The sequence below is a fragment of the Chromobacterium amazonense genome, assembly GCF_001855565.1.
GTDB lineage: Bacteria > Pseudomonadota > Gammaproteobacteria > Burkholderiales > Chromobacteriaceae > Chromobacterium > Chromobacterium amazonense.
Genome location: NZ_MKCR01000003.1, coordinates 156,432 through 180,083, shown reverse-complemented (window position 1 = coordinate 180,083; position 23,652 = coordinate 156,432). Strand labels below are relative to the sequence as shown.

General features: G+C 62.7%; 26 protein-coding genes. 13 read left to right on the top strand and 13 right to left on the bottom strand.

Going from position 1 to position 23,652, the window contains the following annotated elements; translation table 11 throughout:
• Positions 1-78: 78 nt before the first annotated feature.
• Positions 79-1,377: a CitMHS family transporter gene (locus BI343_RS02760; protein WP_071108562.1), complete on the bottom strand. Its 1,299-nt coding sequence runs from the start codon at positions 1,375-1,377 to the stop codon at positions 79-81.
• 369 nt (positions 1,378-1,746) lie between these two features.
• A complete protein-coding gene (locus tag BI343_RS19520; RefSeq protein WP_139165620.1) occupies positions 1,747-1,971 on the bottom strand; it encodes a hypothetical protein in 225 nt (74 codons plus the stop codon).
• A gap of 73 nt (positions 1,972-2,044) precedes the next feature.
• On the opposite strand from BI343_RS19520, the gene BI343_RS02755 reads away from it, so the two are divergent.
• The 4 genes from BI343_RS02755 to BI343_RS02740 all read left to right on the top strand — a co-directional run bounded on the left by BI343_RS02755 (position 2,045) and on the right by BI343_RS02740 (position 5,490).
• Positions 2,045-2,317 (top strand): hypothetical protein, encoded by a 273-nt coding sequence (locus BI343_RS02755; protein ID WP_139165619.1) that lies wholly within the window; start codon positions 2,045-2,047, stop codon positions 2,315-2,317.
• 268 nt (positions 2,318-2,585) lie between these two features.
• On the top strand, positions 2,586-3,032 hold the full coding sequence (locus BI343_RS02750) for a MarR family winged helix-turn-helix transcriptional regulator (protein ID WP_071108560.1): 447 nt from the start codon (positions 2,586-2,588) through the stop codon (positions 3,030-3,032).
• Positions 3,022-4,248 carry an MFS transporter gene (locus BI343_RS02745; protein ID WP_071108559.1) on the top strand — a complete coding sequence of 409 codons (1,227 nt, stop codon included), beginning with the start codon at positions 3,022-3,024 and terminating at the stop codon, positions 4,246-4,248. The genes BI343_RS02750 and BI343_RS02745 overlap by 11 nt, the downstream gene beginning before the upstream one ends.
• A 177-nt stretch (positions 4,249-4,425) precedes the next feature.
• Positions 4,426-5,490, top strand: a complete 1,065-nt coding sequence (locus BI343_RS02740; protein ID WP_071108558.1) for an RNA methyltransferase — start codon at positions 4,426-4,428, stop codon at positions 5,488-5,490.
• A 198-nt stretch (positions 5,491-5,688) separates the two neighbouring features.
• On the opposite strand, the gene BI343_RS02735 is transcribed toward BI343_RS02740, so the two are convergent.
• From BI343_RS02735 to BI343_RS02725, 3 genes are all read right to left on the bottom strand, one after another.
• Positions 5,689-6,687, bottom strand: a complete 999-nt coding sequence (locus BI343_RS02735; protein WP_071108557.1) for a hypothetical protein — start codon at positions 6,685-6,687, stop codon at positions 5,689-5,691.
• Between the two features lie 34 nt (positions 6,688-6,721).
• Positions 6,722-7,450, bottom strand: coding sequence for a pseudouridine synthase (locus tag BI343_RS02730; RefSeq protein WP_071108556.1), 729 nt, complete (start codon positions 7,448-7,450; stop codon positions 6,722-6,724).
• A gap of 123 nt (positions 7,451-7,573) precedes the next feature.
• Positions 7,574-8,608 (bottom strand): DNA-binding protein, encoded by a 1,035-nt coding sequence (locus BI343_RS02725; RefSeq protein ID WP_071108555.1) that lies wholly within the window; start codon positions 8,606-8,608, stop codon positions 7,574-7,576.
• A gap of 292 nt (positions 8,609-8,900) precedes the next feature.
• On the opposite strand from BI343_RS02725, the gene BI343_RS02720 reads away from it, so the two are divergent.
• The 9 genes from BI343_RS02720 (at position 8,901) to BI343_RS02680 (ending at position 17,263) form a co-directional block, all read left to right on the top strand.
• Positions 8,901-9,554 (top strand): DUF1842 domain-containing protein, encoded by a 654-nt coding sequence (locus tag BI343_RS02720; protein WP_083340763.1) that lies wholly within the window; start codon positions 8,901-8,903, stop codon positions 9,552-9,554.
• A 52-nt stretch (positions 9,555-9,606) separates the two neighbouring features.
• Positions 9,607-10,161 (top strand): DUF1842 domain-containing protein, encoded by a 555-nt coding sequence (locus BI343_RS02715; RefSeq protein WP_071108554.1) that lies wholly within the window; start codon positions 9,607-9,609, stop codon positions 10,159-10,161.
• An 82-nt stretch (positions 10,162-10,243) separates the two neighbouring features.
• Positions 10,244-11,704, top strand: a complete 1,461-nt coding sequence (locus BI343_RS02710) for a GDL motif peptide-associated radical SAM/SPASM maturase (RefSeq protein WP_071108553.1) — start codon at positions 10,244-10,246, stop codon at positions 11,702-11,704.
• A gap of 89 nt (positions 11,705-11,793) precedes the next feature.
• Complete coding sequence (locus BI343_RS02705) at positions 11,794-12,888, top strand: tyrosine-type recombinase/integrase (RefSeq protein WP_071108552.1); 1,095 nt, start codon at positions 11,794-11,796, stop codon at positions 12,886-12,888.
• Between the two features lie 76 nt (positions 12,889-12,964).
• Positions 12,965-14,209, top strand: a complete 1,245-nt coding sequence (locus BI343_RS02700; protein ID WP_071108551.1) for an Hsp70 family protein — start codon at positions 12,965-12,967, stop codon at positions 14,207-14,209.
• A gap of 274 nt (positions 14,210-14,483) precedes the next feature.
• On the top strand, positions 14,484-15,050 hold the full coding sequence (locus tag BI343_RS02695; RefSeq protein ID WP_083340762.1) for a C40 family peptidase: 567 nt from the start codon (positions 14,484-14,486) through the stop codon (positions 15,048-15,050).
• A 108-nt stretch (positions 15,051-15,158) separates the two neighbouring features.
• On the top strand, positions 15,159-15,989 hold the full coding sequence (gene dapF, locus BI343_RS02690; protein ID WP_071108550.1) for a diaminopimelate epimerase: 831 nt from the start codon (positions 15,159-15,161) through the stop codon (positions 15,987-15,989).
• A gap of 54 nt (positions 15,990-16,043) precedes the next feature.
• Positions 16,044-16,697: a DUF484 family protein gene (locus tag BI343_RS02685; protein WP_071108549.1), complete on the top strand. Its 654-nt coding sequence runs from the start codon at positions 16,044-16,046 to the stop codon at positions 16,695-16,697.
• A complete protein-coding gene (locus tag BI343_RS02680) occupies positions 16,694-17,263 on the top strand; it encodes a hypothetical protein (protein WP_071108548.1) in 570 nt (189 codons plus the stop codon). The genes BI343_RS02685 and BI343_RS02680 overlap by 4 nt, the downstream gene beginning before the upstream one ends.
• A gap of 180 nt (positions 17,264-17,443) precedes the next feature.
• Here the strand turns inward: BI343_RS02680 and BI343_RS02675 are convergent, their stop codons facing one another.
• From BI343_RS02675 to BI343_RS02640, 8 genes are all read right to left on the bottom strand, one after another.
• Positions 17,444-18,385, bottom strand: coding sequence for a DMT family transporter (locus BI343_RS02675; protein ID WP_071108547.1), 942 nt, complete (start codon positions 18,383-18,385; stop codon positions 17,444-17,446).
• A gap of 143 nt (positions 18,386-18,528) precedes the next feature.
• The gene (gene mobB / locus BI343_RS02670) at positions 18,529-19,050 is read right to left on the bottom strand and encodes a molybdopterin-guanine dinucleotide biosynthesis protein B (protein WP_071108546.1); all 522 of its coding nucleotides are present in this window, start codon (positions 19,048-19,050) and stop codon (positions 18,529-18,531) included.
• On the bottom strand, positions 19,047-19,628 hold the full coding sequence (locus tag BI343_RS02665) for a PqiC family protein (RefSeq protein ID WP_071108545.1): 582 nt from the start codon (positions 19,626-19,628) through the stop codon (positions 19,047-19,049). The genes mobB and BI343_RS02665 overlap by 4 nt, the downstream gene beginning before the upstream one ends.
• The gene (locus BI343_RS02660) at positions 19,625-21,244 is read right to left on the bottom strand and encodes a PqiB family protein (protein ID WP_043628629.1); all 1,620 of its coding nucleotides are present in this window, start codon (positions 21,242-21,244) and stop codon (positions 19,625-19,627) included. The genes BI343_RS02665 and BI343_RS02660 overlap by 4 nt, the downstream gene beginning before the upstream one ends.
• The gene (locus tag BI343_RS02655) at positions 21,234-21,869 is read right to left on the bottom strand and encodes a paraquat-inducible protein A (RefSeq protein ID WP_071108544.1); all 636 of its coding nucleotides are present in this window, start codon (positions 21,867-21,869) and stop codon (positions 21,234-21,236) included. The genes BI343_RS02660 and BI343_RS02655 overlap by 11 nt, the downstream gene beginning before the upstream one ends.
• Positions 21,851-22,477 (bottom strand): paraquat-inducible protein A, encoded by a 627-nt coding sequence (locus tag BI343_RS02650; protein WP_043628633.1) that lies wholly within the window; start codon positions 22,475-22,477, stop codon positions 21,851-21,853. The genes BI343_RS02655 and BI343_RS02650 overlap by 19 nt, the downstream gene beginning before the upstream one ends.
• Positions 22,474-22,764: a helix-hairpin-helix domain-containing protein gene (locus BI343_RS02645; protein WP_071108543.1), complete on the bottom strand. Its 291-nt coding sequence runs from the start codon at positions 22,762-22,764 to the stop codon at positions 22,474-22,476. Before BI343_RS02645 ends, BI343_RS02650 begins: the two co-directional genes overlap by 4 nt.
• Before the next feature lie 96 nt (positions 22,765-22,860).
• A complete protein-coding gene (locus BI343_RS02640) occupies positions 22,861-23,625 on the bottom strand; it encodes a sulfite exporter TauE/SafE family protein (RefSeq protein ID WP_211269372.1) in 765 nt (254 codons plus the stop codon).
• Between the last annotated feature and the right edge of the window lie 27 nt (positions 23,626-23,652).

Genomic DNA, 23,652 nt, shown 5'->3' with positions numbered 1-23,652 from the left:
AGCGACGGCCTCGATGGGGCCGTCGCGTCTTTCGTCAGGCAAGCGCTGACTTGCAGCCTTCAGCCGGCGCCAACCGGCTCAAGCCATCTCGATCAGCCCCAGCCAAACCCCGCACCCCATCAGCACCAGCGAGAATGACCACATTGTCAGCAGCGAATAGCGGATGTGCCGCCCCATATCCAGCCCGGCCAGGCCCAATCCCAACCACAGCGCGGGCGAAAACGGACTGACGAAAGTGCCGATCACATTGCCGATCTGCAGCGCATAGACGGCGGTGGTGGCTTCCACGCCATACGCGGAGACGATTTCCAGAATCACCGGCAGCAGCGCAAAATAATAGGCATCGGTGCTCAATACCAGATCCAGTGGCAAGCCAAACACGCCCAAAATCAGGTGCAGATGCGGCGCGGCGCCGTCCGGCAGCACGCGCACCAGGTCAGCCGCGATGGCTTTGAGCATGCCGCTGCCGTTGAGCACCCCCAGAAAAGACCCGGCCCCCAGGATGATGGCGCCCATCAACAGCGCATTGGGCGCATGGACGCGGATGCGCTCAAGCTGCTCGTCCACATTCGGATAATTGATCAACAGCGCCACGCCCAGGCCAATCATGAATACATAGCCCGGCGGCAGGATGCCGGAGATCAGCGTGCCGATGACTGACAGGAACAATGCGACATTGATCATGAAACGCTGCGGCGCGTGCGGTGTGTCGATGTCCCCATCCTGCGGATCCATGCCGCTGCCGGCCTGTAGGCCTTGTTTGCGCAGACGGCGCGCCTCCAGCATGCCCAGCGCAAAAGCCAGCGACACCAGCAACGCCGCGCCTATCAATTGCAGCGGGATCAGGGGCTGCCACAGCTTGGCCGGGTCCAAATCCGTCACCGCGGCCGCGCGGCCCAGCGGACCGGCCCAGGGCATCATATTGAGAATGCCGGCGCCCAGCGCCAGCAACAGCATCATCAGGTAGGGATTCATGCCCAGGCGGCGGTAAAGCGGCAGCAAGGTGGGCACGGTCAACAGGAAGGTGGTCGCCCCCACCCCGTCCAGATGCGCCAGCATGCCCACCACTGCGGTGCAGACCGCCACGGCCACGGGATTGCCGCGCGACAGCCGCACCATGCCATTGACGATGGGGCGAAATACGCCAGTGTCCTGCATCACGCCAAAAAAAGTGATGGCGAAGATGAACATCGTCGCCACCTGGGCAACCGAGCTCAGCCCCGCGCCATAAAACTTGCCGATATCCGAAAAGCCAAAGCCGGCCAGCAAGGCGCCAAGAAACGGCACCAGCGTCAAGCAGACCACGGGGGCCAGCTTGCGGAAGATCAACAGCGATACAACGGTAATGATGATGGCCAGTCCAGCTAGGGTAAGCATGTTCTCCTCCGAGGGGTGCATACCTGAGCCAAGGCGCGCCGACGCACACCGTACCCGTCGTACGGCAAGGAGGCGCAACCTAGGATCAGGGGATTGATTAGCGGCGCTAAGGCTCTTCTTGTATCCGAAACGGCATCATTGATAATGGGCGCCCTCTCCTCTGGCCGCCCATTTCGAAGCCTGAAACAACAAGACTACATGCGGGAAAAAGTCATTGTCCATAAGCGGATGGATTACTGATTGTCCGCCAAGACGGCCCGTTTTCTTCATCGTTTTTATCCGGAGAAAAGCGAAATGGCTTTTCTCTCCTCGTCATGCATTTACCCGAACGCATGAGTTTGTAAACGACATGCGCATGCGAAAACGATGTCATTCCGGCTCGCTGATCCCGCCTGGGAATCCAATTAGAACAAACGCTCTAAGCGCGTGAATGGGCTTTGCACCAACACGCCGATGCGCTTCGAATCCGCTTGGCTTGTAAACAAAAAAACCTGCCGTCAAACACCTTAATGACCATTTACTTAGCATTTCCTCTGGCTGAAATAGAATGGTGCCGCTCATAAATAACCACTCAATGCCGATCAAAAATGCCATTGGGTTTTCATTTTCCGTCTTATTTCAACGACACACCGCATCAAGCCCGGCAGCGCCGGGGGAAAGCCATGCCATGCCTAAAGTCTTAGCCTTATTGCTTGCATTGAGTCTTGCCGCGCCATTTACGCTGGCCGCCGGCGACAAGTACTGCGCGGTGCAAATCAAAACCGTCGAACACCAAGTAGTCAAGAATGGCCACAAGGAGACTGTGAACAAGCAGGCGGAGGAGCATGACGCCGAACATTTCCGCCGCATGCTGGAACGTTGCAGCGACAACGCCAGCCAGTCCGTGCGCAATGTCTGGATGGCGGCGCTGGCGCAAGTGAATGGCAAGTTGAAAAAATAAGCACTGCCCAAAGGGCTGGCGCCAGAAGGTGGAAGCCCTAAGCCCGCCATGTCTCAGCCGGCAGCCCCAGCTGCCGGCATTTTTACGCCCTTTGTCTTCCGGCTGAAAACCAGCCTGCCTCTCATCCCTCGTCCAAACCGGCCAACTCGGAACCTGGAATTTTGCGTTTGTCACTTCGCATGTCCTGCTTGCAGCGCGCCACGCAACCATTTGACTTTGTCATATGTTGATCAATACAATTGTTGACATAGTCAACATTGGAAACCCTATGCTGAATTTTCTTGGCCACGCGCTGGCGCATATCGTCAACCTTAAACGGCGTTTGCTGGACAGCCGGCTGCAGGGCACTGGCATCACTCGCTCGCAACGGCAGATCCTGCTGATGCTGCATCAATCCGGCGATTGCACGCAGAAAAACCTGCTCGGCCAGCTGGACATGGACCCAGGCCAGTTGGCCAGGACGCTGGAGGGCCTGGAAAAAGACGGCTATATCCGACGCCGTCCCTGGGCAGCCAACCGCCGCTGCATGTTCGTCGAGATGACCGAACACTGCCGCGACAAACTGATGCCGGGGCTGCTCGCTGCGGTGGATAGCGTGGATCAGCAACTGTTCCAGGGGTTCAGCCCGGAAGAGCAACAAAAAATGCAGACCATGCTGCAAAGAATGCAAACCAATCTGTCGCAAAGCCAGGAAGACAAAGACCATGACAAATGACGCTCACGCCATACCGCCCAAACAACTGCGCCGTCTGCTGGCCGTGTTGCTGCTGCTGATGCCGCTGTTCGGCATGGCAGTGGATTTGGTCTCGCCATCGCTGCCGGCCATGGCGACGATGCTGGGAGAGTCGGACGGCGCCATCAAGAATCTGATCAGCTTGTATCTACTGGGATATGCGCTGGGTAATTTCTTTTCCGGATTCCTGACCGATGCCTGGGGGCGGCGCAAGCTGCTGCTGGGCGGCCTGGCCGGTTTCGTGCTGATCAGCTTGTTGCCTTTGTGGCTGCCTACCTTGCCTGCGCTGCTGGCTACCCGCTTGGTGCAAGGCTTGATGGTGGGCACGATTTCCGTGGTGGCGCGCTCGGTGTATCCGGACGTGCTGGCGCCACAGGAACTGGTGAAGATGGGCGTGATCAGCGGCAGCATGTTCGGCCTCGGTCCTATCATCGGCCCGGTGCTGGGCGCTTATCTGCAAGTTTACGCCGGCTGGCAGGCCTGCTTCGTATTCTTCGCCGGATCGATGGCGCTGATGTGGCTGCTGGTGGCCTGCTTCGTGCCGGAAACACACTTCCGCCGCCATCCGCTGAATGTGCCCACCATACGCCGCAACCTGGGCGAAGTGATGCGACACCGCCAGTTCATCGGCATGGTGGTGCTGATGGGCGCGATCTACTCGATGAGCATCGCCTTCAACACTGTGGGGCCGTTCATCATCCAGTCAGGCTGGCACTACTCTCCCCTCGTCTTCGGCCATATCGCGTTTGGCTTGGGCTGCGTGTTTCTGCTGGCCACTTTTGTCTGCCGCTACCTGGTTGGACGCTATCCGGTAGCCCGCCTGCAACAAACAATGACGCAGCTGCTGCTGGCCGTGACGCTGCTCGGAGCGGTGTTGTCCCATATCTGGCCGGACAGCCTGCCTCTGCTGTGCGCCATCAGCGCGCTGATGTTCTTCAGCCAGGGCATGCTGTTCCCGATGTCGATGGGGCGCGGACTTTCCTTGTTCCGCCATATCGCCGGCACCGCCACCGCGCTGATGTTCCTGATAAATATCCTGATGACCAGCGCCACCTCTTTCCTGCTGAGCCTGCTGTCTGTCCACACCGCGCCGGCGTTGTTGGGGGTCTACTTGATTCTGGCGCTGATCTGCTTCTTCGCCAATCGGCTGCTGATCCAGCCTGCGGAAGCCATGCAAGAGGCAACCGCCCGCGCCTGATCTGTCACAAGCGTCTCACCCGCTCCGCTTCGGCGGAGCGGGTTCTTTCTTATCGCGCCACATCGCCGCAGGCGCGCGAAACCCACCCGTTTATCCTCATCTTGCGGTACTCTACGCGGCTTGAATCATTGCGCGCGGAGATATCCACGCGCGCAGCAACCGTATCCAAAGCAGCGCATGCGTATCCAGGAATTCCATCAAGCTCTCGCCGCTATCGGCGCCCGCTCCTGCCACATCGGCCGCATCAACCGCGCCTGGCTCAAGGGCCAGCCGCTCGATGCCGGCACTCGCCACCAGAAGAGCGAGGACTATTTCCCCTTGTCCGTCCGCAACGGCCTGCCGCCCATTGCCGCTCAGTTGGAAGGTTTGGCGCGCATCCGCTCGCAGCACACGGCGGAAGATGGATCGTTGCGGCTCTTGGTGGAATTGAACGACGGCCAAATGGTGGAGAGCGTCTTGCTGCCGCGCGACGGCTTGTGCGTGTCCAGCCAGGTGGGATGCGCGGTAGGCTGCACCTTCTGCATGACCGGCAAAAGCGGGCTGTTGCGCCAGCTGGGCAGCGCGGAGATCGCCGCCCAAGTCGCCCTCGCCCGCCGCATCCGTCCCGTGAAAAAAGTGGTATTCATGGGAATGGGCGAACCGGCGCATAATCTGGACAATGTGCTGGAGGCCATCCAGTGGCTGGGCACTGATGGCAATATCGGCCACAAAAACCTGGTGTTCTCCACCGTGGGCGATCCGCGCGTCTTCGAACGCTTGCCGCAGCTGCCGGTCAAGCCGGCGCTGGCGCTGTCCCTGCACACCACCCGCGCCGATTTGCGGCAGCAATTGCTGCCGCGCGCGCCGCCCATCGCGCCGGCGGAGTTGGTCGAACTCGGCGAAGCCTACGCCCGCCAAGTGGGCTATCCCATTCAGTATCAGTGGACGCTGCTGGCCGGCGTAAACGACAGTCAGGAAGAATTGGACGCGGCAGCGCGCCTGCTGAAGGGCAAGTACGGCGTGCTCAACATCATTCCCTACAACAGCGTGGAGGGCGACAGCTTCCAGCGCCCGTCCAGCGAACGCGTGCAGGCGATCAAGCGCTATCTGCACGATAACGGCGTGCTGACCAAGGTGCGGGATTCGGCCGGCCAGGATGTGGACGGCGGCTGCGGCCAGCTGCGCGCGCGGGCCGCTGGGATCATCGATGTCAGCCGCCTGCGGCGCCAAACCGGGCGGCCGCAGACCAAAGACGCGCGCTGAACCAAAAAAAACCCCGGCCAGATGGTCGGGGCAGATTCAACCGACCGCCCTGAGGCCGATTGAAACTTGTGCTGTATTCAGCATAGCCGGTTCGTCGCAAGCTGCACTGTTTTTACTCGGAGCGGCTCGCGAAATACCCGATCCGGCACGCGCCTCGGAGTGCTGGCCCGCTTTGACGCGCGTGCCGCGCGAAACCGTTCAGCCCTGGCCAAACTGCCGCCGCAGCTCGGCGATATCGTCCCGCCGCACCCGCACCGGCACCAGGGCGCGGCGTATGGGCTGCAGCTTGCCCAGCACCACCTCTTCCAGCATCAGATCGGTGGCGCCTTCATCATCGCCCTCCACCTTGATGCCCATGCGATTGAGCCGCAGCGTCACAGTCTGCACACAGAAATAGTCCTCCGGCCGCTCCAACACCTGGCGCACCACATCCAGCGTGCCTTCCAGGCCGGCATGGCTGCGCAGCTCCGCCAGCTGCGGCTTCAGCTCGGCCAGCCGAGCGTCGACTCCGGCCACAGAGTCCGGCAGATCGTCGTCAGCCTGCCCATCCACCACGGTGCAACCTTCTGACTGCAGCGCCAACCGGCGCAGTTGCAGCCGGGCCTGTTCCGATTCCAGCAGCTGCCGGCTTTGTTCCATCAGGCTCAAGCGGCGCGCGATCACCGCGCTCAGCACATCCAGCGCGTGGGCGCCGGAGCGCTGCAGGAACGCCTCCTGGCTGGGGCTGGGCACCATCAGCCGGTGGCCATCGAAACTGACGACCACTTGCGCCACATCGCTGCGCAGCTCGCCGTTTTCCATGGCAACGCCAAAGCGCCCGGTTTCGCTGCGCTGCATGGCCAGCAAGGCCCAGGCTTCGTCGCCATTGGACGCCGACAGGAAAAACTCGCGCAAGGTCTCGCTGCTCTCCAATAGCTCCAGCAGACTGGCCGGGCCGGAGAACAACAGACCCAGCCGCGGATCGCGCGAGAAGCTGGGAAGCGACAGCTCCAATACCGGCGGCAGCTGCGACATCAGCGATGACAAATACGTCTGCGAGATGCGCATGCCCGGCGCCAGCGCGTCCTGATAACCGGGCAGCAGGCGCAGGCGCCGGTCGCAGGTATCGATCAGCTGCTCGATCAGGGCTGCCTGCTCGCGAGCGCGCTGTCGGCTTTGCGGGTCCAGGCCCAGTTTGCGCAACCACCGTTCGAACATGCCGCCTCTCCGTTTATTCGCCTGATTATCGGTATCAGAACTGCTCGTCGTCGCGCAGGTAGCGCCACTGCCCGGTAGGCAGGTTGCCCAGCTTCACCTTGCCGATGGCGATGCGCTTCAAGCCCACCACGCGCAAGCCCACCAGTTCGCACATGCGGCGGATCTGCCGCTTCTTGCCTTCGCGCAGCACGAAACGCAGCTGATCTTCGTTCTGCCAGCTCACCTTGGCCGGCAACAGCTTCTTGCCGTCCAGCTCCAAGCCATGGTTCAGCAGGGCCAGTCCGTTGGGGATCAGCTCCCCCTCCACCCGCACCAGATATTCTTTCTCCACCTCGGAGTGCTCGCCGATCAGGTGCTTGGCGACGCGGCCATCCTGCGTCAATACCAACAGCCCCACCGAGTCGATATCCAGCCGGCCGGCCGGCGCCAGACCGCGCAAATGCGAGGGCTGGAAGCGCTTGCGGCTGCTGTCTTCCGACCATTGGTTTTCCGGCTTCACCAGCACCACGGCCGGCTCGTAACCGTCTTCGGCCTGGCCGGACACATAACCTACCGGCTTGTTCAGCAGAATGGTGACGCGGGCGGACTGCGCATCCTGAGCCTTCTTGTCGACTTCGATACGGTTGTGCGGCAGCACCTTCTGGCCCAGGATGGCCACTTCGCCATCCACCTTGACCCAGCCTTGCTCGATATAGCTGTCTGCCTCCCGGCGCGAGCACAGCCCCAGTTCGGCCATGCGTTTTGACAGGCGTACAGGTTCCATTTGTCTTTCCGTAATGAAAAAGCGGCTCCGGTCGCATTGCGCTGCGGAGGCCGCTATTGAGTCGATGCACATTGTAGGGGATTGCGCCGCAACTGGCCATGATGCGCCGCAATGGGCGCGCAATCAGCCCATTTGTGAACGCAGCCAGGCGCGGGCCGATTCCGGCTCCCGGGGCAACTCGCCCGCCAGCAAAACCGCGCAGACACGCTCCAGCCACTGCTCCGGCAGCAGCGACTGTCGCTCCTGCAGCCGCGCGTGCTCCTCAGCCAGCTGTCGCAAGCGCCGCTCTGCGGCTTCCGCGGCTTCGCGCGACTGCTGCCTGGCCTCTTCGGCCTGCTGTTGCTGCATGTCGAGCCGGGCCTGCAAGCCGCCGTTTTCGCGCTCGCGCTCCAGCACCCGCTCGCGCCACAGCCCCTCGATCTTGGCCGCATCCTGCCGGGCCTGCTGCAACGCGCTTTCCAGCTTTTGCAATTGTTGCTTCATGTCCTTGCGCTCGTCCTCCACCTGCTGATACAGCCTGACGCGCAAGCCTTCCAGCCGGTCATAGGCCAGCGCTTCTTTCCGCTCGGACTCCTCGCGCGCTTCGCGCAGTTGCTGCTCATGCTTTTCTTGCAGCTCAGCCTCGCGGGCATCGGCCTGTTTGCGGAGGGTCGACAGCTCCTGCCGCAAGGCCTCCTGCGCGCTCAGCAATTGCCGGCGTTCTTCCTGCAGCTTCTCCGCGCGCTGGCGCTCCTGACGCAACTCGCCATCCAGCTCCACTTGCCTGGCTGCGCGCAATTCCAGCTCATGGCGCAGCGATTGCAGCTCCGCCTCCGCCAGTTCCTGCTTTTGCAGCAAGCCATCGCGCTCGGCGCGCAGCGCCGCAGCCTCTTCCGCTACCTCTTGACGCACCGTTTCCAACTGCTGATCAGCCTCGTCGCAAGCTTTTTGCCAAACCTGCTCAAAAGCCTCCGCCAGGCTGGGCGGCCAGTCCGACCGACGCGACGAGACCGCCACTCTGGATAAAAACTCCTGCCGCCATTCCTTCAAGGCGTTATTGATGGTGGTGTTGGAGCCGCTGCCCAAGCGGGCGCGCACGTCGGCCACCGTAGGCCAGGCGCCCTCGCCCACCAGCTCGAACGCCGCCTGGCGAATGCGTGCATAGATATCCGCAGCCATGTGCTGTTTACCTGTTTGATGTCTCCCTCAAAGTGTAGCAAATGTAATGAATAAAATATATTACGTATATCATTATTTATTTAATCATATCTTCATTGTTTTTCCGATAATTGTACTTATCGGAAGTTTAAGGCATGGAATGCCTGCCAACAAGCCAACCAAATGCGGCCCAGCCCACCTGTCCTTAATGCCAAAACACGTCTTGCTCCGCCTGCTAAACCGGTAAGCACTGGCAAGCCTTGACCCGGCCCATCACGCCAGCCCTCCCTCACCCTCTATCAAGGAAGACGACATGAGCGAATCGACCAACCTGTCCGCGCCGCCCTACGGCACCGCTCTACAACAGGCGCAAGGCACTGCCGGCCGCACCCAGGATGCCCTATTCCCTGTCAGCTACATCATCACCACTGGCGCCGCCGGAGCGCAGACCCTGAAGCTGACCTTGCTGGTGAATACCGTGGCGGACACGGTAGTGGGTTTTGCCAAAATCACCCAGGTCGTCGCCACGCAAAATCCGTCCGCCACAGCCTATGACGTGTGGGGACAATACACCTACCTCACCGTGATGCCGCCATCGGACGGCCGCATCCTGATCACCGCCCAAGGAAACCATGGCGGCCCGCACGCCAATTCTCCCATCGGCTTCAAGATCGCGCTGCTGCTTGACCGCACTTGGGCGGAGGGTGTCGCCAACTACAGCTACGACGATGGCCAGACCTGGATCAATGTGGAAAATGCGCCAGCCCATCTGAACCGCTCGCTGGAACGCCTGCCGGTCAACCCCTACCCGGATCCAGTCTATACCCCGCTGTACGCGGTTTCCGTCCAAAACGCCGTCGCCAAGAACGACGCGGCCGAAATCAGCCGGCTGCGCGAATCGGCAACCAATCAGCGAGACAGCCTGCTGGCGGCGGCCAATCTCCTCAAAGAGAAGCTGCAGCGCTAAGCCCCAAACTTTGCGAACACCTTGATCCAACCCTATTTCGGGAGCCTTCCCCATGTCCGAAGAACTATTCCTCGTCCGCCTCGCCACCGCCACCTCGGCTTACGGCGCGCCAATACTGAATCTGAATCTGGTGGTCGATACCGCCAACAAGAAGGTCGCCGGCACGGCGAGCGTGTTCCAAAGCACCAATCCGCCAGTGGACTTCAAGGCCAATGTCTGGGGCTATTTTTCCGTCCTGGGCGACCAAGTGATCCTGGTGCTGGACGGCAGCCCCACCAGCCCGATCAGCAAAGTGGCGGAAACCTTCCATCTGCGCGGACACCTGTCCGCAGACTGGCAAAACGGCACCGTCAGCTACAAGTACTTCTATAACGGCGAGTGGCATAACGTCGTCAATCAGCATTTGGCCGCCACCTCCACCGTGGCGGAAGATATTTCCAATACCAGCGCCAATGCCGGCTCCCACTTCCATACGCTCTACGCTTCGGCGCTGACGGAAGCCAGCCGGGCCGATGTCGGCGAGACCAAGGCGCGGCAACTGCTTGCCGCGGCCGAGGCGCAGATCCGCAGCTTGAACGAAGCCCTGGAAAAGCTGGGCAGCCGCTGACCCGCCGCAGCCGCCCCGGCGAGGGCGGTGAACCGCTAGACAGTCCGGGCTCCATGCCCGGACTTCCCGCCAAGGAACGCCCATGTCCGACAGCCAAGAAAAACGCCCTGCCCGCTATCTCAGCCGAGAAGACTTCGAGCGCTACAACCCGGTTCACGTGGTCTGGGAAATCACCCTGGCCTGCGACCTCAAGTGCCTGCATTGCGGCTCCCGCGCCGGCCACCGCCGCCCCAGCGAACTCTCCACGGCGGAATGCCTGCAGGTGATAGACGCGCTGGCGAAACTGGGCACGCGCGAAATCACGCTGATCGGCGGAGAAGCCTATCTGCGCAAGGATTGGACTCAACTGATCCGCGCCATACGCGGCCATGGCATTTATTGCGCCACCCAAACCGGCGGCCGCAATCTGACCCCGGCCAAGCTGCAGGAGGCGGTAGACGCTGGCCTCAATGGCGTGGGCGTCTCGCTGGACGGGCTGGCGCCGCTGCACGACAAATTGCGCAATGTGCCGGGCTCATTCGACAAAGCCAGCGACGCCTTACGGCGCGCCAAGGCGGCCGGCCTGGCCGTCAGCGTCAACACCCAGATCGGAGCGGCCACCATGCCGGACCTCCCCGAGCTGATGGACCACATCATCGAACTCGGCGCCACGCATTGGCAGATTCAATTGACCGTGGCCATGGGCAACGCAGTCGACAACGATGAAGTCTTGCTGCAGCCATACCGCGTGCTGGAGCTGATGCCGCTGCTCGCTCGCTTGTATCAGGAAGGATTGGAACGCGGCCTCTTGATGACCATAGGCAACAACATCGGCTATTACGGCCCTTACGAACACATCTGGCGCGGCTTTGGCGATGACCGCGTGCACTGGGCCGGCTGCGGCGCGGGGCAAACAGTGATGGCGCTGGAAGCGGACGGCACCGTCAAGGGTTGCCCATCTCTGGCCACCGTGGGATTTGCCGGCGGCAATGTCCGCGACATGGCCTTGGAGGACATCTGGCGGCACAGTGAGGGCATTCACTTCGGCCGGCTGCGCTCGGTGGACGATCTGTGGGGCTATTGCCGCGGCTGCTATTACAACGATGTCTGTCGCGGCGGCTGCACCTGGACGTCTCACTCGCTCCTGGGCAAGCCCGGCAACAATCCCTACTGCCACTACCGGGCGCTGGACTTGCAACAGCGCGGCCTGCGCGAACGCATCGTCAAGCTGCAAGACGCCGCGCAGGATTCCTTCGCCGTCGGCCGTTTCGATCTGATCACCGAAGAAATCGCCAGCGGCAAGGTGGTGAGCCAGATCAGCCGCAGCGGCCAAGTCATAGAACTCAGCTGGAAAAACCGCGGCAAGAAAGCGCCGGAAACCGGCCGTCCGCCGGCAAGGCTGACGCTATGCCGCAATTGCAGGCAATACATCCATCAGCACGAAACCACCTGTCCGCACTGCAAGGGTGACGTCATCGCCGCGGAACGCTTGCACCGCCAGAAAATGGCCGAGCGCGATGAAGCCATCCAGCGGCTGCGCAGCCTGCTGGGAGAAGCTTCCTGACGCCATGGCCGGGCGGCGCCCCGCCCGGCGAGCGCCATCCTCTCCGCCACGGCTTGCATTTTCCGGCCGATGCCCTACCATGGCTCGCCATGCTGCCCGACACGTTTCATCCTCCCGTCCCCGGCCCGGCGCAACTGATCCAGGCCCAATCCGACACCCAGGCCGTGCTGACCTGGCTGGCCGAGCACGCCGACAAACCCGCCACGCTAGCTGGCTATCGCAAGGAGGCGGAACGCCTGCTGCTCTGGCTGAATCAGCGCCGGCAAACGCTAGCCCAAATGAAGCGGGAGGACGTGCAGGACTATCGGCGGTTCTTGGCCTCGCCGCATCCGGCCGAACAATGGATAGGCCCGGCCCGGCCGCGCAGCCACCCCCAATGGAAGCCGTTCACCAGGCCGCTGTCGCCGCAGAGCGTCAACCACAGCCTGACCGTGCTGGGCGCGATGTTCTCCTACCTCAACGACGCCGGCTACCTCAACGGCAATCCGTTCAAGCTGCTGCGCCGCCGCGGCGGCAAGAATCAGCGCCAGGAAGTTGAGCGCTTTCTTGATGCCGCGTGCTGGCAGCATCTGCAAGACACGCTGGACGCGCTGCCGCGCAATACGGATAAAGAGACTCGCCATGCCGAGCGCGCGCGCTGGCTGTTCACCCTGCTGTATCTGACCGGCGCGCGCCGCGCCGAAGCAGCCGCGGCGCGCGCCTCGGACTTGGCCAAGCGCCACGGCAACTGGTGGTGGAACGTGCTGGGAAAGGGCGATGTCGCCGCGCGCATCCCCTTATCGGACGAACTGATGACGGCCTTGGCGCGTTATCGGCGCAGCCTGGGCCTGCCGGCGGAGCCGACAAGCGGCGACGACACGCCGCTGGTCTGCCGCATCGGCGCAAAAGGCAGGAGGGAACCCTTGTCGGACAAGGCCATTTATCTGATCTGCAAGGAAATCTTCGCCCAAGCCTTGCGCAGCGCGCCCAGCGAAGAATTGAAAAACCAACTACGCCGCACCTCCACCCACTGGCTGCGGCATACCGCCGCCAGCCATCAGCTGGAAGCCGGCGTCCCGCTGCTCTTGGTCAGCCAAAACCTGCGCCACGCCAGCATCCAAACCACCCGCCGCTACCTGCACAGCGAGGAAGACGCCCGCCACCAGGCAAGCCAGCTGCACAAGCTGCGCCGCCGCGACAAGTAATCCATCCGCATACCCTTCCCTTTCTCCGTCATTCCGCGTACCATCCCGCCTCTTTTATTTTCAAGGAGATGCCCGAATGACGATCCAAACCGCTTCCCGCGCCTGCGGCATCGACTTTGGCACCTCCAATTCCACCGTTGGCTGGCTGCGGCCGGGCCATGACGCCCTGCTGCCTTTGGAAGACGGCAAGATCACGCTGCCGTCGGTGGTGTTTTTCAATTACGAGGAAGATCACGCCTGCTTTGGCCGCGCCGCGCTGGCCGAATACATGGAAGGCTATGAAGGCCGGCTGATGCGTTCGCTGAAAAGCCTGCTCGGCTCCAGCCTGATAGACAGCCAGACCGAAGTGCAAGGCAAGGCCCTGCCGTTCCGCTATCTGCTCAAGCTGTTCATCGCCGAGCTGAAGGCGCGCGCCGAATCCGGTGCCGGCCGCGCTTTCGATCATGTGGTGCTGGGGCGTCCGGTCTATTTTGTCGACGACAACCCTCAAGCGGACAAGCTGGCCGAAGACACGCTGGCCGACATCGCGCGCGAGGTGGGCTTCAAGGACATTTCCTTCCAGCTGGAGCCGATTGCGGCGGCCTTCGACTATGAGTCCACCATCGAGAAAGAAGAACTGGTGCTGATCGTGGACATCGGCGGTGGCACCTCTGACTTCACTTTGATCCGGCTGTCGCCGCAGCGCCGCCACCACGACGAGCGCCGCGGCGACATCCTGGCCACCGGCGGCGTGCATATCGGCGGCACGGACTTCGACCGCCAACTGAGCCTACACGGCGTGATGCCGCTGTTCGGCTTCAAGACCCGGCTGCGCAACAACGCGGAAATGCCGTCCAGCCAGTACTTCAACCTGGCCACCTGGCACACCATCAACTTCGCCTACACCCGCAAGGCCTGGATGGACCTGCAGGACGTGCACCGCGACGCGGCAGATCCGCAAAAGCTGGACCGGCTGTTCAAGCTGATCCAGGAGCGCGCCGGCCACTGGCTGGCGATGGAAGTGGAAGCCGCCAAGATCGCGCTGTCCGACAACGATGCCCATCGTCTGTCGCTGGAGCCGATCGAACGCGGCCTGCATTGCGACCTGGCGCGCGCAGACTTTGAAACCAGCATAGACGCGCTGCTGGACCGCGTCTCCACCACCGTATGCAAGCTCTTGGCCGATGCGGGCCTGACGGCCGAGCAAGTGGACACGGTGTTCTTCACCGGCGGTTCCAGCGGCGTGCCCGCGCTGCTGCCCAATGCCCACCATGTGGAGGGCAATCTGTTCGGCAGCATCGGCAGCGGCCTCGCCATCGAGGCGAAAAAGCGCTACGGCTAAGCCCCCACGCAGACCGGCCAGGCGCGACGGGTTTGGAGTGAACGCCGCCAAGACCGCCCCGGCTGACTAGACGGGGCGGTTTCGCTATACTGCGCGGATACCAACAAGCTTCCGCCCAAGCAAGCGGAATCATCGACGACAGCGCCGGCCATGCCTGAGGCGGCTGATCGAACAATGTGGAAAGAAGCGCGGGATGCCCATTCTCGTTTCTGAAATTTGATTTCAAATCATGGTGTTGTATCGTCAAATGAAAAGAAATGGAGTCCAAGCAACCATGAGTGAATCCACGTTGGAACAAGACGGCGCCGCGCGCCGCCAGCTGCTGCGCGGCGCGGCGCTGGCCGGACTGGCCGCCCTGCTGGCCGCCTGCGGCACCGCGCCCGTCAAAACCAGCCAGCGCCCGCCCTATCGCCCGGGCAAACCTTCGGGCGACACCTCGCTGTCTGGCCTCAGCGCCGATGGCGACGGCCGCGAGATCCTGCTGTACACCATAGGCCTGCTCGATGGCGGCTACCGCTTTGGCGGCAAAAACCCCGAAGCCGGCCTCGACTGCAGCGGCATGGTCAGCTACATCTACCAGAACGCCATAGGCATCAAACTGCCGCACAATGCCGCGCAAATCGCCAATATGGCCAAGCCGATTCCGGACAGCCAGCGCCAGGTTGGCGATCTGGTGTTCTTCAATACGATGAACCGGCCGTTCTCGCACATGGGCATCTATATCGGCGACGGCAAATTCGTCCACGCCCCGCGCACCAACAGCACCATACGCGTAGCCCGGCTGGACAACGTCTATTTCGCTCCGCGCTACGAAGGCGCGCGCACCGTATTGCGCGCCTGACGCGTCTAACGCGCCGCCAGCTGGCGGCGCGCCTCCATTCCCGATGTATATCGGCCGGGGCTATGCTAATCTGCGCTATCCCGCATCACGCAGCGCAGATATCGGCTCATGAAACTGAAATTCAGCAAAATGCACGGCCTGGGCAATGACTTCATGGTCATTGACGGCGTGCGCCAGAACGTCTCCCTCTCGCCCGAACAGATTCGCCGGCTTGGCCACCGCCAGCTGGGCATAGGCTTCGACCAGTTGCTGCTGGTGGAGCCGCCGCGCGAGGCGGGCCATGATTTTCGCTACCGCATCTTCAACAACGACGGCGGCGAGGTGGAGCAATGCGGCAACGGCTCGCGCTGCTTCGTCAAATTCGTCCGCGACGCCGGCCTGACCGACAAGTCCCGCATCACGGTGGAAACCGCGCGCGGCGTGATCGCGCCGGAATATCTGGGCGACGGCCTGGCGCGCGTGGACATGGGCGTGCCGCGCTTCGCCCCTGCCGACCTGCCCTTCCTGGCCGAAGCCGAAGCGCCGACCTACTCGCTGCCGCTGGCCGGCCGCGCCTGCGAAATCGGCATCGTCTCAATGGGCAATCCGCATGCCGTGCAAAGGGTTGATGACGTGGACAGCGCGCCGGTGGCCGAAATCGGCCCGCTGGTGGAAGGCCACTCGTGGTTCCCGCAGCGGGTCAATGCCGGCTTCATGCAGATACTCAATCGCCAGGCCATCAAGTTGCGCGTCTACGAGCGCGGCGCCGGCGAGACCTTGGCCTGCGGCACCGGCGCCTGCGCGGCGGCGGTGTTCGGCATCCGCCAGGGCTGGCTGGACGCGCGCGTCACCGTGCACGCGCGCGGCGGCGATATCGTCATCGAATGGGCCGGCGCAGGCCATCCGGTGATCATGACCGGGCCGGCGGTAACGGTTTTCCAAGGCGAAATCGAACTTTAAGTCCAGCAAAGACACCAATTCATTTCTGCATCACTCAAGGAAAGGGCAAGACAGATGCACAGCGAACAGGTCCTGGCTTTTCTCGACGAACATCCCGAGCTGCTGGCGCAATTGGCCGCGCGTTACGGCCTGCAGCCGGCGCCGCAAAACGGCGAGCGCGTGGTGGTGTCCTTCGCCGAGCGGCAGCTGTTGGAACTGAAAGACCGCAACCGCCAACTGGAGGCGCAGCTGCAACAGCTGATCGAGCGCGGGCATGACAACGACCGCCTGCTGGCAAGGCTACACCGGCTGACGCTGGCGCAACTGGCCGCGCGCGGCGCCAAGGAACGCATCGCCGCGCTGAAGCGCGCGCTGGCGGAAGAATTCCAGCTGGACCGCGTCGCGCTGAAACTGTGGCACCCGGCCGCCGAAGGCGACGACGAGCACTACAATGCGCGCAACGAGGTGCAAGGGTTGGCGCGCAATCTGAATGCTCCGTATTGCGGCCCTTACGTCAACGACGAGGTGATGGGCTGGTTCCCGGCCAAGCCGGTACTGCAATCGTTCGCCCAGGTGGCGCTGCGCGGCGCAGACGGCCAGGCCTTCGGCATCCTGGTGCTGGCCAGCGACGATGCGCAGCGCTTCACCTTCGACATGCATACGCAGTACCTGGCCCAGATCGGAGAATTGGCCTCCGCCGCGCTGCTGTCCGCGCTGGAGGCGGCATGACGGCTACGGCAGGCGGCCTGCTGCTGCTTTGCATCGTCATCCTGTTTTTCCTGCACCTGCTATGGCGGCTGGGCACCAGCCGCAGCGGCAGCGCGCTGGCCTGCTTTGCCGCCGCCTACCTGATCCTGGTTGCCCTGTTGCGGCAGCAAGTCGATACCGCTCTGGTTTCCCCTCTGCTGCTGCCCTTCGTCTATGCCTATGCCTGGTTGGGCGTGACGGCCGTGATGTGGGCCGCGGCGCATATGCGGGTGGACGGACGCGTGCTGAGTTTCCCCGGGCAAGACCGGCGGCTGGCCGCGCTGCTGTGCAGCCAGTTGGCGCTGCATATCGGCGTGCTTGGGCTGTCGCCTTTGCTGAGCCAGCAGCCGCGCGCCATTTATCTGCTGGCGCCGCCGCTGACCATCATAGTCAGCTATCTGGCTTACCGGCTGCAGCTGCTGGCGATGCGCAGGCAGCCGGTGTGCGGCACCAGCTGGATCAGCTGGGGCGCGCTATGCCTGATGATCCCCTTGCTGATGACCTGGCTGAAGGACTGGGCCGTGCCGCTGTTGCTGCACATGACCTAAAGCCATAGCCAGACTTCCACATAGGCATAAAAAAGCGGCGCCGTTCTCACGGCGCCGCTACAGCCCTGCGTTGCAGATCGTTCCAATAACGGTTTTTTTGCGGGTGCATAAACAAAAATAGGCAACGCAAACCGGCTGCTAATGTCATCAGCTTACCACGGCTGACTCGCTAGCGGAAAATCACGATTCCCGCGGGCGCAAGGCCGGCGCAGCAGATGGGTCCGTCCGCGCCCGGGTCAAGGAACTCAACGCAATCCCGCCAAAAATGGCGGCCAAACCGGCCGCATGATACCAGTGCAGCTCCTCGCCAAGCAAAACAATGGACTGTAGCGCGCCAAAGGCCGGCATCAAATACAAAAAGCTGGCCGCCTTGGCGGTGCCGACCATGGCGATGGCACGGTTGTACATCAGATAAGCCACCACCGACGGCAAGGCGCCCAGATACAACAGGCTGGCCCAGCCGGCGCCGTCCAGAGTCGGCAAGCCGCGTTGCGCCAGCTCCATGCCGAACAAGGGCAGCAATACCGCTTCCCCGACCAGCAGCAGCACCGCCATCTGCACCATGGCATCGATCCCCGGCTTCAGCTTGCGCAGGCCCAAGGTATAGATCGCCCAGCACAAGCCGCCGGCCAAGACCAGCAAGTCCCCCGCGCCGAAATGAAACGAGCCTATGGCCAGCAGCTTGCCTTTCAGCACGATCAGCAAGGCGCCGCACAGCGCCAGCGTCATGCCCAGCCACTGCCGGCTGCTCAAGCGCTGGCGGAAATACAGCGAGCCCAGCAGCAGCACCATCACCGGCGTGGCGCTATTCAAAATGACGGCATTGGTGGCTGTGGTGGTTTGCACCGCCCAGTAGACCAAGGTATTGGTCAGGCCGATGCCGAACAGGCCCAGCAGCAGCAAAAGCGGCCATTGTTGGCGCAGCTTGTCCCAGTTGCGCCGCAAGCGGGGCAAGGCGAAGGGCAGCACGCAGCACAGCGCGATGGCCCAGCGCGCGAAGGCCAGGGTGAATGGCCCCACTTGTTGATGCAAGGCGCGGGCGATGATGAAATTGGTAGACCACATCAACATGGTCAGCACCAATAGCAGATAGGCGTTTCGATTGTTTGTTGCGTTGTTCATGGCAATCACTGGAATAAACTGCCAAAATTATACTGAAACAGCGCAACACTATAATTTAATCAAATCCAGACTTGCGATAGTAAATTTCAGAAAATACAGCGGGACTCGTAATTTATTTCATAAAAATTTTCCATCATGAAATATCACGCCCTCGACGCCGCCTTCCGCTGTGCCAACCAATCCATGATGAAGCGCGCGACCGCGCTGGGATCGTTCAGGTCCAGCACCAGGCAAGGCGCATCCAAAGCGCCATCGCTTGCCACGGCGATGATGGAAGGATCGGACTCAAACAGCGGCGGCTTGCCCAGCGCGGGACGATGGATTTCCAGCTTGGGCACCGGCTGCGCCTTATGCCCCTCCAGCAAAACCAGATCGCACGGCGACAGGCGGGATAATTGCTGATCCAGCGTCAGCTCGGCGGCGGTCTCGGCAAACAAGCCGAAGCGATGCGGCGACACCACCATCACTTCGCCAGCGCCCGCCTGGCGATGGCGAAAGCTATCCTTGCCCGGCGTATCCAACTGCAGATCATGGTGGCTGTGCTTGATGACCGACACGGCCAACCCAGCCTCGCGCAGCTTGGGCAGCACCGCCTCCAGCAAGGTGGTCTTGCCGCTGCCGGACGTGCCGCAAATACCCAAAACAATAGAATGATTCGCGCTCATCGTACCGGCTGCTCCCGCAATGGCGCCGCCATGTCAAGGGACAGGCCATCCAGCAGCGTCCGCAGGGCGGACAACAAGGTTGGCGCGTCGGCAGCCGTCACCGGCTGCGCACGGCTGAAGCTGCCGCCCGCCAACACCTTGCCATCCGCTGCATTCTGCAACTGCCACACCGCTTCCAGCGTCACCTGCCGCCCCGGCTGCAGGCTCAGGCGGCGCACATCGAGCACATAGCGCAGTTCGCCGCCGTCCATGCCCGGCTGCGGATACGCATAGACGCTGGCCAGCCCGCTGTGCCGGGACACGCCCAGCGCCAGGTTCTGCGCCAGCAAGCGGTCGAGCGGCGCGCTCCAGCGCGCGAACTCCTGCAGGCTCAGCTCGCCCGCGCCGTTGTCCAGCACCAGCTGCGGCCTATCCAGCGCCGCCGGCAGCGTCACCGGCCCCAGCAGCACGCGCTGTCCCAGCCGCGATGGCGCGGCAGGACCGGACATGGCGTCCAGTCCGTAAAAACGGGCCGGCGGCGTGGCGCAGCCGCCCAATGCCGCCGCCAATAGCGCGGCGAGTATCCAGTTCTTCATCATGGCTGCGCCTCCTTGCCGCGCACCAGTGCCTCGGGATGGCGATCCAGATAATCGGCCAGCGCGCGGAAGCTGCGCGCCGTTTCCTTGACTTCCTGCGCGGCGGAGCGCACGTCCTGCTGCAGCGGCGAGTCGGCCTTCATGGTCTTCTGCGTGGCGTCCAGCGTCTGCTGCAGCTGTTGCAGCGTCTTGTTCAACTGCGGCAGGGTTTCGTTATTCGCCCCTTCGCTCAGCTTCTTCACGCTGTCCAAGGTTTGCCGCATGGCTTTCAGCGACGCTTCCGTCTCCTTGCCGATGCTGTCGAACGGCACCGCGTCTATCTTCTTGACAATGCGTTGCAACACGCGCTGCAGCTCGTCCAGGTCTCCAGGAATGGTGGGCAGCTCGGCCACGCCCCTCCGCACCACCAGCTGGGCCGGCGGCGCGTCGCGGAAGAAGTCCAGCGCCACGTACAGCTGGCCGGTGATCAGATTGCCCGAGCGCAGTTGAGCGCGCACGCCATTGGCCACCAGTTGCTGCGGTGACAGCTTGCCGGACACCCGGCCCCCGTGCGACAGGCTATCCAGCCGGCTCGGATAGATGCGGATGTCAACCGTCATGTCGAAGTCCTTGCGCTCTCGCATGTATTCGACGCCGATGGCGGTGACTTCGCCTATGGTGATGCCGCGGAAGTCGACCGGCGCGCCCACGCTGAGGCCGCGCAGCGATTGATGGAAGCGCAGGCGGAACGGCTGCATTTCGCGATCCGGGTTTTGCAGCGCTTTTTCCCGGCTATCGTGCAGGATGAAATTGCGGTCGGACAAAGGCACGCCGCCATTGTCAGCCAGCGGCGTTTCAAAAGCGATGCCGCCCAGCGCGATGGCCGCCAGCGACTGGGTGCTGACGTTCAAGCCATTGGCGCTGATCGACACATCTACGCCGCTGGCGTGCCAGAAGCGGCTGTTGGCGGTAACGAAGCGGTCATATGGCGCGTTGACGAAAATACCGACTCGGACGAAGCCGCCCTTAGGGTCCAGCTCATACCCCACCACCTGGCCCACCGGCACGCGGCGGAAATACACCGGCGAGCCGGTGTTGAGCGACCCCAGATTGTCGGCGCGCAGATAGAAGGCTTGCCCCGGCAAATCGGCATTGATGATAGGCGGCGTTTCCAGCCCGACAAATTCGTTTTTGCGCACCGCACTCTTGCCGATGTCCATGCCGATATAGGAGCCGGACAGCACCGTGCCAAGGCCGGATACGCTGCCGCCGGATATCCGCGGCCGCACCACCCAGAAGCGGCTGTCTTCAGCCAGATAGTCGGCCGCCTCCTTGCTCAACTGCGCCGTGGCGACGATAGCCTGCCGGTTCGGGCTGAGTTTGACCGACGTCACCTCGCCGATTTCGACATCCTTGTATTTGATGCGGGTCTTGCCGGCTTCTATGCCTTCGGCGTTCTGGAAAGAGATGGTGATGGTCGGGCCGCGCGACAGGATGGCGTGCACCGCCAGCCAGCCGCCTATCAGCGCCGCCACCACGGGAATGAGCCAGATCAGCGACGGCGCCCAGCGATGTCGCTTGACCGGCACCGCCTGCGGCAGTTCCGGCTCGGGAAGGTTTTGCGGATTGTCACTGCTCATCGTATTCCTCTATCGGATCCCAGATCATTCTGGGGTCGAAACTCATCGCCGCCAGCATGGTCAGCACCACCACCGCGCCGAAGGCGATCGCCCCCGGCCCGGCCTTGATGCTGGCCAGCGACTGCCATTGCACCAGCGCCACCATCAGCGCCACCACAAAAATATCCAACATCGACCAGGGGCCGATCAGCTCGATCATGCGATACAGCAGGGTGCGCTGACGCGGCGCCCAGCGCCAGCGCCATTGCACGCTGCACAGCAGCAGCAGCAGCGCCAAAATCTTCAGCAGGGGCACCAGCACGCTGGCGGTGAACACCACCAGCGCCAACGGCCAGGAGTCGTTGTTCCACAAGTAAACCACGCCGCTCATGATGGTGTCGCGCTGCACGCCGGTCAGCGCCGTGGTTTCCATGATGGGCAAGAGATTGGCCGGCAGATAGCAAATCATCGCCGCCAGCAGCAAGGCCCAGCAACGCTGCAAGGCAGAAGGACGGCGCAGATGCAGCGGCGCGCCGCAGCGCGGACAGGCGCTGTCCTGCCCCGGCTTGACCCGGCACAACAGACCGCAGCCATGGCACAGGCAGAGATTGCGCTCGGCCGCGCTGTTCACTCCGTAGCGGCGCATGCCTGATAACGCTCCCATAAGCGATAGGGACGAAAACGGACGGCGCTGGCCGTCATCAATACGATCAGGCCGAAGAAGGCCCACAGGCCTATGCCGGGATGCACATTGGCCAAATGCACCAGTTTGACCAGCGAAACCAGCACCCCCAACAAAAAGACCTCCACCATGCACCAGGGACGCGCCATGCCGTACAAGCGCATGATGACGGCGAAGCCCGGCGGCGCCTTGCCCAGCAGCAAGGGAAGCTGCAGGTACAGCATGCTGCACAGGGCCAGGGCCGGCATGACGATGCCGGTGAACAGCACCAGCAATGCCACCTCCGGCATGTTCTGCCCGTGCAGCGCCAGCGCGGTTTGCCATAGCGTGGCCGCGTTGCGGTTGCCGGCCACCTCCAGCATCAGCACCGGATAGCAGTTAGCGATGGCAAACGCCACCACGCCGGCCAGCAGCAAGGCGCAAGAGGTGGACGGCGCATCCGTGCCCTGCTCGTACAAAGCCGCGCCGCAGCGCGGGCAGCGTATGGTGGCGCGCCCCTCCCCGGCAGGCGGCAGCCGGAGCAGCAGATCGCAATCGTGACATGCGGTCAGGCGCGGCGCGCGAGGAATCATAGCCGCCATTTTTGCTTGCGTTCCGCCGTGAAGCTCCACCAGCTGCGCGCATCGCCGGTTGCCATGTAGTGGCTCAGCGAAATCAGCACATCGAGCACGCAAGGATCCTGGCGCTGGCCTGTGGCGTCGCACAACTGCAGGTACATTTGGTAAGGGTCGCGCCCGAGCAGGTCGGCCGGCGTCTGGATGCCGAGCCGCCGCAGGTCGGCGGCGGTACGCGCGCCGACATTGGGCAGCTGCAGCAACTCCTGCGCCGCGGCAGGCGGCGGACAACGGGATGGATGCATGGAGTGCGGCCGTGGCGTAGTCATTGAGACTACATGATAAAGGAGCGCCCGCCATAGTTCAAAACCGCGAGCGCCTTGACGCGCCGTTTTATGCCGTCAGCCGTGCAAAATGTCCCAGGCCAGCTTGCAGATCAGCACGCTGGTCAGCACCAGGAACAGGATGCGGACGAAACCGGCCCCCTTCTTCATGGCCAGGCGGGTGCCCACCACGGCTCCGGCCATATTCGCGGCGGCCATCGGCAGAGCGTAAGCGAACAGGATATGGCCGCCGATGGCGAACGAAAGCAGCGCCGCCACATTGGTGGTCAGGTTGACCACCTTGGCCGCGGCCGACGCATGCAGAAAATCGAAGGCGAAGAAGCGGATGAACAGAAACATCAGGAAGCTGCCGGTGCCGGGGCCGAACAGGCCGTCGTAGAAGCCGATGGCGCCGCCTATGACCATGCCGACCAGCATCTCGCGCCGACCGATGGCCACCGGCTTGTGCAATTTGCCAAAATCCTTCTTCCACAGCGTGTAAACAGCCATGATCAGCAACAGCGCCAGCACCAGCGGACGGATGATGTCCTTCGGTATCAGCGTCACCACCTGGGCCCCGGCGAAGGCAAACACAAAGGCGGCGGCCGCCGCCGGCAACACCAGGTTCCAAGGCAGGCGGACTCGCCGCAGGTAAGACCGCGCCGCCGACAGCGTGCCGACCGCCGAGGCCAGCTTGTTGGTGCCGAAAATCGTGGCTGGCGCCGCATTCGGCAAGGCGCTGAACAGACCAGGAATCTGGATCAAGCCCCCGCCGCCCACCGCGGCATCGACCAGGCCGGCGAAAAAGGCGACCACGCACAAAAAACTCAAGCTCAACAACATCGTCATTTCTCCTTGGCGCCCATTCTA

Excerpts from the sequence above, each read along its gene's own strand:
- BI343_RS02700 (WP_071108551.1), top strand. The coding sequence starts at position 12,965 with ATGACGATCCAAACCGCTTCCCGCGCCTGCGGCATCGACTTTGGCACC.
- BI343_RS02725 (WP_071108555.1), bottom strand. The coding sequence starts at position 8,608 with ATGGCTGCGGATATCTATGCACGCATTCGCCAGGCGGCGTTCGAGCTG.
- BI343_RS02745 (WP_071108559.1), top strand. The coding sequence starts at position 3,022 with ATGACAAATGACGCTCACGCCATACCGCCCAAACAACTGCGCCGTCTG.
- BI343_RS02710 (WP_071108553.1), top strand. The coding sequence starts at position 10,244 with ATGTCCGACAGCCAAGAAAAACGCCCTGCCCGCTATCTCAGCCGAGAA.
- BI343_RS02750 (WP_071108560.1), top strand. The coding sequence starts at position 2,586 with ATGCTGAATTTTCTTGGCCACGCGCTGGCGCATATCGTCAACCTTAAA.
- BI343_RS02760 (WP_071108562.1), bottom strand. The coding sequence starts at position 1,377 with ATGCTTACCCTAGCTGGACTGGCCATCATCATTACCGTTGTATCGCTG.
- BI343_RS02665 (WP_071108545.1), bottom strand. The coding sequence starts at position 19,628 with ATGATGAAGAACTGGATACTCGCCGCGCTATTGGCGGCGGCATTGGGC.
- BI343_RS02735 (WP_071108557.1), bottom strand. The coding sequence starts at position 6,687 with ATGTTCGAACGGTGGTTGCGCAAACTGGGCCTGGACCCGCAAAGCCGA.
- BI343_RS02685 (WP_071108549.1), top strand. The coding sequence starts at position 16,044 with ATGCACAGCGAACAGGTCCTGGCTTTTCTCGACGAACATCCCGAGCTG.
- dapF (WP_071108550.1), top strand. The coding sequence starts at position 15,159 with ATGAAACTGAAATTCAGCAAAATGCACGGCCTGGGCAATGACTTCATG.
- BI343_RS02655 (WP_071108544.1), bottom strand. The coding sequence starts at position 21,869 with ATGCGCCGCTACGGAGTGAACAGCGCGGCCGAGCGCAATCTCTGCCTG.
- BI343_RS02740 (WP_071108558.1), top strand. The coding sequence starts at position 4,426 with ATGCGTATCCAGGAATTCCATCAAGCTCTCGCCGCTATCGGCGCCCGC.
- BI343_RS02715 (WP_071108554.1), top strand. The coding sequence starts at position 9,607 with ATGTCCGAAGAACTATTCCTCGTCCGCCTCGCCACCGCCACCTCGGCT.
- BI343_RS02650 (WP_043628633.1), bottom strand. The coding sequence starts at position 22,477 with ATGATTCCTCGCGCGCCGCGCCTGACCGCATGTCACGATTGCGATCTG.
- BI343_RS02730 (WP_071108556.1), bottom strand. The coding sequence starts at position 7,450 with ATGGAACCTGTACGCCTGTCAAAACGCATGGCCGAACTGGGGCTGTGC.
- BI343_RS02705 (WP_071108552.1), top strand. The coding sequence starts at position 11,794 with ATGCTGCCCGACACGTTTCATCCTCCCGTCCCCGGCCCGGCGCAACTG.
- BI343_RS19520 (WP_139165620.1), bottom strand. The coding sequence starts at position 1,971 with ATGGCATTTTTGATCGGCATTGAGTGGTTATTTATGAGCGGCACCATT.
- BI343_RS02660 (WP_043628629.1), bottom strand. The coding sequence starts at position 21,244 with ATGAGCAGTGACAATCCGCAAAACCTTCCCGAGCCGGAACTGCCGCAG.
- BI343_RS02695 (WP_083340762.1), top strand. The coding sequence starts at position 14,484 with ATGAGTGAATCCACGTTGGAACAAGACGGCGCCGCGCGCCGCCAGCTG.
- BI343_RS02640 (WP_211269372.1), bottom strand. The coding sequence starts at position 23,625 with ATGTTGTTGAGCTTGAGTTTTTTGTGCGTGGTCGCCTTTTTCGCCGGC.
- BI343_RS02755 (WP_139165619.1), top strand. The coding sequence starts at position 2,045 with ATGCCTAAAGTCTTAGCCTTATTGCTTGCATTGAGTCTTGCCGCGCCA.
- mobB (WP_071108546.1), bottom strand. The coding sequence starts at position 19,050 with ATGAGCGCGAATCATTCTATTGTTTTGGGTATTTGCGGCACGTCCGGC.
- BI343_RS02645 (WP_071108543.1), bottom strand. The coding sequence starts at position 22,764 with ATGCATCCATCCCGTTGTCCGCCGCCTGCCGCGGCGCAGGAGTTGCTG.
- BI343_RS02720 (WP_083340763.1), top strand. The coding sequence starts at position 8,901 with ATGAGCGAATCGACCAACCTGTCCGCGCCGCCCTACGGCACCGCTCTA.
- BI343_RS02675 (WP_071108547.1), bottom strand. The coding sequence starts at position 18,385 with ATGAACAACGCAACAAACAATCGAAACGCCTATCTGCTATTGGTGCTG.
- BI343_RS02680 (WP_071108548.1), top strand. The coding sequence starts at position 16,694 with ATGACGGCTACGGCAGGCGGCCTGCTGCTGCTTTGCATCGTCATCCTG.